At 56.6% G+C, this 8,470-nt stretch carries 5 protein-coding genes; all 5 read left to right on the top strand.

What is annotated here, in order from left to right; all coding sequences use genetic code 11:
* The first annotated feature begins 200 nt into the window (after nucleotides 1–200).
* From RBR25_RS16980 to RBR25_RS16960, 5 genes are read left to right on the top strand one after another with little or no spacing between them, the layout of a single operon-like run.
* Nucleotides 201–2,036: a type I restriction-modification system subunit M gene (locus tag RBR25_RS16980; RefSeq protein WP_432820731.1), complete on the top strand. Its 1,836-nt coding sequence runs from the start codon at nucleotides 201–203 to the stop codon at nucleotides 2,034–2,036.
* Nucleotides 2,033–3,340 (top strand): restriction endonuclease subunit S, encoded by a 1,308-nt coding sequence (locus RBR25_RS16975; protein WP_432820730.1) that lies wholly within the window; start codon nucleotides 2,033–2,035, stop codon nucleotides 3,338–3,340. Before RBR25_RS16980 ends, RBR25_RS16975 begins: the two co-directional genes overlap by 4 nt.
* Nucleotides 3,337–3,771 (top strand): hypothetical protein, encoded by a 435-nt coding sequence (locus RBR25_RS16970; protein WP_432820729.1) that lies wholly within the window; start codon nucleotides 3,337–3,339, stop codon nucleotides 3,769–3,771. The genes RBR25_RS16975 and RBR25_RS16970 overlap by 4 nt, the downstream gene beginning before the upstream one ends.
* An 11-nt stretch (nucleotides 3,772–3,782) precedes the next feature.
* Nucleotides 3,783–6,920, top strand: coding sequence for a type I restriction endonuclease subunit R (locus tag RBR25_RS16965; RefSeq protein ID WP_432820728.1), 3,138 nt, complete (start codon nucleotides 3,783–3,785; stop codon nucleotides 6,918–6,920).
* Between the two features lie 21 nt (nucleotides 6,921–6,941).
* Complete coding sequence (locus RBR25_RS16960) at nucleotides 6,942–8,273, top strand: ISL3 family transposase (protein ID WP_432820727.1); 1,332 nt, start codon at nucleotides 6,942–6,944, stop codon at nucleotides 8,271–8,273.
* Nucleotides 8,274–8,470 lie beyond the last annotated feature (197 nt).

Below are 8,470 nucleotides of genomic sequence, written 5' to 3'. Positions count from 1 at the left end.
TTGAAAGTCCCTTCCTAAAAAAACTATCATTCCATCAAAAAATGGAATTGACTGTTGAATCACCCGTGTTATCATCGGCTACGATATTGGAATCTGGCGTTGAATTTCCCGCGCCGGAAGAAGCCAATATTGGCTGAATGTCCTGTTAATACGCGGCGTCCGAGTAGGACAAGGACGCCCGTAACCTTGTGAGGGGTCCAATGAATCAACAAGCCTTATCTTCTTTCATTTGGTCGGTCGCCGATCTGCTCCGGGGCGACTACAAGCAGTCCGAATACGGCAAGGTGGTTCTGCCATTTACCGTGCTTCGCCGCCTGGATTGCGTTCTTGAAAAGACCAAGGACGACGTTCTCAGGGAATATGAGGACAAGAAAAAGGCCGGGATCAATCCCGAGCCGTTCATCCTGCGGAAGACCGGCCAGGCTTTCTACAACGTCTCCCCCTTCGACATGAAGAAGCTCATGGGGGACCAGGATCACATCAAGGAAAACCTCTTCGCCTACATCCAGGCCTTCTCTCCGGCGGTTCGGGACATTTTCGAGCGATTCGATTTCTACACCCAGATCGAACGGCTCGCCAAAGCGGGTCTGCTTTATCTCATCACCGAAAAATTCCTTACCGTCAACCTGCACCCGGATAGCGTCAGCAACGCCCAGATGGGCTTGGTTTTCGAGGAGTTGATCCGGCGTTTCTCGGAGATCTCCAACGAGACGGCCGGGGAGCATTTCACGCCCCGTGAAGTTATCCGGCTCATGGTCAACCTGATCTTCGTCGAGGACGACGACGTGCTGTCCAAGCCGGGGGTCGTGCGAACTATCTATGATCCGACGGCGGGAACGGCCGGAATGCTCTCGGAGGCCGGGGAGTACCTGGCGGAATTGAACCCGAAAGCCCGCCTGACCATGCACGGCCAGGAACTCAACGACGAATCCTACGCCATCGCCAAGGCCGACCTACTGATTAAGGGGCAGGACATCAGCAACATGGTGGCCGGCAACACCCTCTCCGATGACGGTTTCCCCCATACCCGCTTCGACTACATGCTCTCCAATCCGCCTTTCGGGGTGGAGTGGAAGAAGGTGCAGAAGGTCGTTACCGACGAACATGAGAAAAAGGGCTTCAACGGCCGCTTCGGCCCCGGTCTGCCCCGGGTCTCCGACGGCTCGATGCTCTTTCTGCTGCATCTGGTCAGCAAGATGCGTCCGGCCAAGGACGGCGGCAGCCGGTTCGGCATCGTTCTGAACGGTTCGCCCCTGTTCACCGGCAGGGCCGGGTCCGGCGAGAGCGAAATACGCCGTTATATGCTGGAAAACGATCTGGTCGAGGCCATCGTCGCCCTGCCCACGGATATGTTCTACAACACCGGCATTTCCACCTACGTCTGGATTTGTTCCAACCGCAAGCCCGACCACCGCAAGGGACTGGTTCAACTGATCGACGCTTCGAGTTTTTGGCAGAAGATGCGGAAAAGCCTGGGCAGTAAGCGCAAGGAGATGAACCAGGAGCAGATCGACGAGGTCACCCGGATTTTTGGCGAGTTCACCGAAGCCCGACTGGCGACCGTTCTGGATGCCGACGGCAAGGAGGCGGCCCGGCAGGTGCTTTATCCCGGCGAGAAGCAACCGCAGGCCCCCGAAGGCGGCAAGGTCAAGGTCGTGCCGATTTCCAGGATTTTCAAGAACCGGGATTTCGGCTACCACACCATTACCGTCGAGCGCCCCTTGCGCGACGAGAAGGGCAATATCGTTCTCGGACAACGGGGCAAGACCAAAGGGCAGCGGCAGCCTGATTCGAGTCTGCGCGATACCGAGAACGTGCCTCTGGCCGAAGACGTAGAAGCCTACTTCAAGCGTGAAGTACTGCCGCACGCGCCGGACGCCTGGATTGACAAGGATAAGACCAAAGTCGGCTACGAGATCCCCTTCAACCGGCACTTCTATGTATTTGAGCCGCCGCGCTCCCTGTCCGAAATCGACACGGAGTTGAAGGTTGTCACGGACAACATCGTCCGCATGATCGGGGAGTTGTCGGCATGAGTATCCCTCGCTACGAGAAATACAAGGATTCCGGGGTTGAGTGGTTGGGCGAGTTGCCGGAAGGATGGGAGGTGGGGAAGTTTAGGCACCACTTTTCAGAAAGCCCTGAAAAAATAGACAATATCGTCGTTGGTGAAATGCTCTCCGTTTCTGGCTATAGAGGCATAGAGGTTAAACAGTACGACGACGAAAACCAGAAAAGGTCCGATGAGGACTTGGTGGGCTATAGGATTGTCAGGCCCGGGCAGTTAGTAGTTAATACAATGTGGCTTAATTATGCAGGCTTGGGGGTTTCTGCTTTCGAGGGTCACGTCAGTCCTGCCTACCGCAGCTATCGGATTACAAGTGACCTGGATAAACGATATGTGCATCATCTGATGCGTAGTGGATTGTACGTCAAGGGGTACACTAAATTTCTCACGGGAATCCGACCGAACTCTTTGCAGATGAGCAGGGATGATCTGATGTCGTTTCCAATAGTGATTCCCCCTCTCCCCGAGCAACGCACCATCGCCGCCTTCCTCGACCACGAAACCGGCAAGATCGACGCCTTGGTGGCCGAGCAGGAAAAGCTCATAGGTCTTCTCAAGGAAAAGCGCCAGGCGGTGATCTCCCATGCCGTCACCAAGGGGCTTGATCCCAATGCGAGGATGAAGGATTCCGGGGTGGAGTGGCTGGGCGAGGTGCCAGAGGAATGGACTGTTGCTTCATTGAAGCATGGGTACTCAATTATCGGGGGATCAACGCCAAAATCGGATTCTGACACCTTTTGGGACGGTGACATTGTCTGGGTTACTCCGGCAGACTTGTCGAAACTTCCGGGCCTTGAAGTCGCCGATTCAGCGAGAAAGATTACTCAGGCCGGCTTAGATTCGTGCGGGACATCCCTTGTCCCTTCGGGTAGCGTGATTCTTTCAACGAGGGCGCCCATAGGCACCCTTGGAATTGCCGCCAAGAGTTTATGTACTAATCAGGGATGTAAGGCTTTAGTCCCCCAGGGAGGGCAAAACTCCCGTTACTGCGTCTACCTTTTGCTTGTTTCAACTGGGGAGTTAAATATCCTCGGTCGCGGTACAACATTTCTCGAATTGTCTGGAGACGCTTTAGGTAAATTTCCCTTCCCCATTCCCCCTCTCCCCGAACAACGCACCATCGCCGCCTTCCTCGACCACGAAACCGGCAAGATCGACGCTTTGATCGAGGAAGCCCAACACGCCATCGAGTTGATGAAAGAGCGCCGCACGGCCATGATCTCGGCGGCGGTGACGGGGAAGATTGATGTGAGAGGGTATTGCCCGGCATGAGAAGCACTTTGAGCGAAAGGATAGTATCTTTCCTGGCGAACTTGGCCCATTTTCAGCACAAGAAAATTGACGGTACGTTCGCTGCGGAAAGAATTACAGACGGGACCTTGTTTCTCCCTTACATAGATCCAGATGGAGATGATGATCTCAGTCTCATCCGGGTTCGTTGGCAGGGAAACCCATCAAACGAGTCCGAGGTTTCGGGCCTCCAGATCGCCGAACATGAAATTATCGTCGCGGTACAACATTGGGTCGCTGTTGGCGACATGGACGATGAACAATCTTCTATTGAACACTTGTCCCGCCATTTTGGTTTCAAAACCGGGGCCAGATTGCGGTTCGAGAAGGAAAACAGGGAATTTTCCAATACCCTTGAGAAGCTGATGAAAGACCTCGGCTGGTCTGCCTTCAAAAAGTTTCTCGGGTTATAAGCGAGGGGATAATGACAACTGTTTTGCCTGCCAATACTCTTCATAAAGAATTCAAATTCGTTGACGAAATCTGCGAGCACTTAGGCAGCCACGGCTGGCTGTATGCGCCCGGGGATGCCCAAGACTATGACCGCGCCCGCGCTCTGTTCCCGGCGGATGTGGTGGCCTGGGTGCAGGCGACCCAGCCGAAAGCCTGGGATGCCTTGAGCAAAAACCACGGGCCTTCGGCTGAAACCGTCCTTCTGGATCGCCTGCGGAAGTCGCTGGATGATCGCGGTACGCTCGATGTCCTGAGAAACGGTGTCGAGATGATCGGCTTGCGCCAGCCGTTGCTGTTCGCGCAATTCAAGCCGGCCCTGGCGATCAACCCGGAGACGATGGAGAAATATGAGGCCAATCGGCTGCGGGTTGTTCGTGAGGTTTATCTTTCTCACGGCCCGGAACGCCTCGATCTGGTCTTCTTCCTCAATGGCATCCCAGTCAGCACCGCCGAACTCAAGACCGACTTCACCCAGTCCGTTCACGACGCCATCGACCAGTACCGCTTCGACCGCAACCCGAAGGTCAAGGGCAAAGGAATAGAGCCGCTGCTTTCCTTCCCCTGCGGGGCGCTGGTTCACTTCGCCGTCAGCAACATGGAAGTCCACATGACGACCAAGCTGGCCGGCCCGAAAACATCCTTTCTACCTTTCAACAAAGGGGACAACGGAGCCGCCGGCAACCCGGTCAACCCCCAGGGCGGACACCGCAGCGCCTACCTCTGGGAAGAGGTGCTGGAGCGGGAAAGCTGGCTGGAGATCATCGGCCGCTACCTCATCACCAAGCGGGACAACAAGAAGAAGGTCGTGGGGATCATCTTTCCCCGCTACCACCAACTCGCCGCCACGCGCAAGCTGGTCCAGGCGATTCTCGCGGAAGGGCCGGGAGGCAAATACCTCTTCCAGCACTCCGCCGGTTCCGGCAAGACCAACTCCATCGCCTGGTCGGCCCACTTTCTCGCCGACCTTCACGATGAAAACCACCAGAAGCTCTTCGATACGGTCCTGGTCGTCTCCGACCGCACGGTACTCGATGCCCAGCTTCGGGATGCCATCTTCGACTTCGAGCGCACCGCCGGCGTCGTCGCCACCATCAGCGGCGAGCAGGGTTCCAAAAGCGGAGAACTGGCCAAGGCCCTGGCCGACGGCAAAAAGATTGTGGTTTGCACAATCCAAACCTTCCCCTTTGCCTTGCGCGCCGTGCAGGAGTTGGCGGCAACCGAAGGCAAACGCTTCGCGGTGATCGCCGACGAGGCCCATTCCTCCCAGACCGGCGAAGCCGCCGCCAAGCTCAAGGCGGTCTTGAGCGCCGAGGAGTTGCAGGAGCTCGAAGACGGCGGCGAGGTCAGCACCGAGGATCTGCTGGTGGCGCAAATGGCCGCCCGGGCCGCCGACTCGGGCATTACCTATCTGGCCTTCACCGCCACGCCGAAAGCCAAAACCCTCGAACTCTTCGGCTCCCGTCCCGATCCGACCCGGAAGGCCGCCCAGGACAACCTGCCTGCGCCCTTCCATGTCTACACCATGCGCCAGGCCATCGAAGAGGGATTCATCCTCGATGTTCTGAAGAACTACACCCCGTACAGCCTGGCTTTCAAGCTGGCCCAGGACGGCAAAGAACTCGACAGCACCCAGGTCGAGAAAAGCGCCGCCCTCAAGGGGATCATGCGCTGGGTCCGGCTCCATGCCTACAACATCTCTCAGCGCGTTCAGATCGTCGTCGAGCATTTCCGGGAGAACGTCGCCGGCCTGCTTGACGGTCAGGCCAAGGCGATGGTGGTGGTCGCCAGCCGCAAGGAAGCCGTTCGCTGGCAGGTGGCCATCGACAAATACATCAAGGCCCAGAAGTATCCCATCGGCACCCTGGTCGCCTTCTCCGGCGAAGTCAAAGACCCGGAGACCGGCCCCGATCCATTTACCGAGAAAAGCACGATCCTCAACCCCAACCTGCGCGGGCGCGACATCCGCGATGCCTTCGACACCGGGGAATACCAGATCCTCCTGGTCGCCAACAAATTCCAGACCGGCTTCGATCAGCCCCTGCTGTGCGGCATGTACGTCGACAAACGCCTCTCCGGCATCCAGGCGGTGCAGACCCTCTCCCGCCTCAACCGGGCCTATCCGGGCAAGGAGAACGTCTTCATCGTCGATTTCGTCAACTCCCCTCAAGACATCCTCGACGCCTTCAAGCCTTACTACGGGAATGCCGAACTGGAGAACGTGACCGACCCGGACATGATCTTCAACCTGCGGAGCAAGCTGGACGCCGCTGGGTTCTACGACGACTTTGAAATCGACCGGGTGATCGAGGTCTACCTGAATCCTGCCTCGAAGCAAAAGGATCTGACCGCCGCCATCGAGCCGGTCGCCTCGCGGCTGCTGCAACAGTACAAGGAAGCCCGGGCCGCCCGAATCGCGGCCGAGAAGAAAAGGGACAAGGCGGTCGCCGAACAGGCCAAGAACGCCCTGGATGCGCTGGTGCTATTCAAGTCCGATATGCAGAGTTTTGTCCGGGCCTATACCTTTCTTTCCCAGATTTTCGACTACGGCAACACCGCCATTGAAAAACGGGCCATCTTTTTCCGGCTGCTGATTCCCCTGCTGGAGTACGGGCGGGAGCGTGACGAGATCGACCTGTCTAAGGTGATTCTGACCCACCACAACCTCAAAAAGCACGAACGGCAATCCCTGTCCCTGGAGGGAGGGGAAAAGCTCAAGCCGATGACGGAGGTAGGGACAGGGTCGGTGCAGGACAAGGAGAAGGCGCTGCTGCGGGAGATCATCGCCCAGGTCAACGAACTGTTCGAGGGGAATCTGACCGAGGACGACAAGCTGGTCTATGTCAACAACGTCCTCAAGGGCAAGCTGATGGAGTCGGAAGTCCTGGCCCAGCAAGCGGCCAGCAACACCAAGGAGCAATTCGCCAACTCGCCGGATCTCGCCAACGAAATCCTCGCCGCCATCATGGATGCCCTGACCGCCCACACCAGTATGAGCACCCAGGCGTTGAACAGCGAAAAAGTGCGGCAGGGGTTGCAGGATGTCCTACTGGGACCGGGGAATCTCTATGAGGCGTTGCGGGAGAAGGCGACGGCGGAGCCTATACTTTAACCATAAAGGGCCGATCTCATCATGACCGACCTCTTAAATCTGCCCTGTTTGCGCGTGACGGACTACGAAGACTGTGGGGACCATTATTTTGTTGCCGCCCACGGACACCTTGAGCCGGGGCCGTGTGGCGGTTGTGGCCATGATGATTATTATCGTCATGGGGCGCAGAAGCAGATCATCATGGATACGCCGATCCACGGTAAGCGAACCATGATCGAGGTTCACCGTCGGCGGTTCCGCTGCAAAATTTGCGGCAAGACCGCCTTTGAGCCTATGCCCGACATTGACCCAAAGCGCCAGGCGACAAAGCGGCTGGTCGATTACATCGAGCATCGATGTCTTACCGAGACTTTCATGTCCCTGGCCCGGGAAGTGGGCGTTGACAACAAGACAGTTCGCAACATCTTCGACGATATGTTGGCCCGGAAGGAGAAGCAGCATAAATACCAGACGCCGGAAGTCCTCGGCATCGACGAGCTGAAGATCATCGGGGACTATCGGGCTATGCTCACCAACATCAAAGAGCTGGCCCTGTTCGACATGCTTCCGTCGCGCAAAAAAGCCAACCTCATCGACTATTTCAGAAACCTGCCGGACAAGGGGAAAGTTACGACCCTGGTCATGGATATGTGGAATCCGTACCGGCAACTCGGCGTCCAGGAACTCCCCGGACGGCTCATCGTCGTGGACAAGTTTCATGTTTTGAGGATGGCCAACGAGGGGCTGGAGAGAGTTCGCAAGAGGATCAGGAAGGGACTCGATCAAAAGACCAGGCTGAAACTAAAGAACGAGAGGTTCGTGCTGCTGAAGAGAAAAAGCGCCCTGTCGGAAGACGAAAAGAAGGACGCCCGCAAATGGTTCTCGCTTTTCCCTGAACTGGGTTGCGCCTACGACGCCAAGGAACGCTTTTTCGAGATTTACGATCAGCCTACCCGAGCCGCCGCCGAAATCGTCGCCGGTCGTTGGGCAAACTCTCTTCCCACGGATGTCGCAAAGGATTTTCGTGATCTCCAAGTCGCCCTGGGGAACTGGAACAAGGAAATCTTCAACTACTACGAAAATCCCGTTACCAACGCTTACACGGAGTCGCTGAACGCCATCGCCCGGCAAATCAACCGGATGGGTCGTGGTTACAGCTTCGAGGTTCTGCGGGCAAGGCTCCTCTTCGAGAAGCAGGCCATCAAAAAATCGCCCTCTCTGCGGAAGAAGCCTCGGCAACGCCCCGTGTCGGGGTACGAATTTATCCAGGAATTTAAACGCGGGCTGGAAGGCTCTGCCGAGGAGCCGGTAGTGGAGTATGGGGTAGACCTTCTCAAGCTGATTCAACTTTTCGAGGACGGGTATTTCTCCTGATTTTCAACACGGGGGAATCCCTGGGGAAGCCCTGAAGCGAGATGCTTTCAACAGTAGATTCCAAATACCCATTAAATATATGCTGAAGTAGCCTTTCTTTTCATTCTAAACCGCGCCCAACGGAGCAGGTGGCATGCACACATTTCAGGACCCCCAGCTTGAACAGGCTCTAGTGAGTCTCAGTCGCCTATTAAAAG

It is taken from the genome of Trichloromonas sp. (genome assembly GCF_034006665.1).
Lineage (GTDB): Bacteria > Desulfobacterota > Desulfuromonadia > Desulfuromonadales > Trichloromonadaceae > Trichloromonas.
Note: the sequence above shows the minus strand (reverse complement) of the source record. Positions and strands in the feature narration are given on the sequence as shown.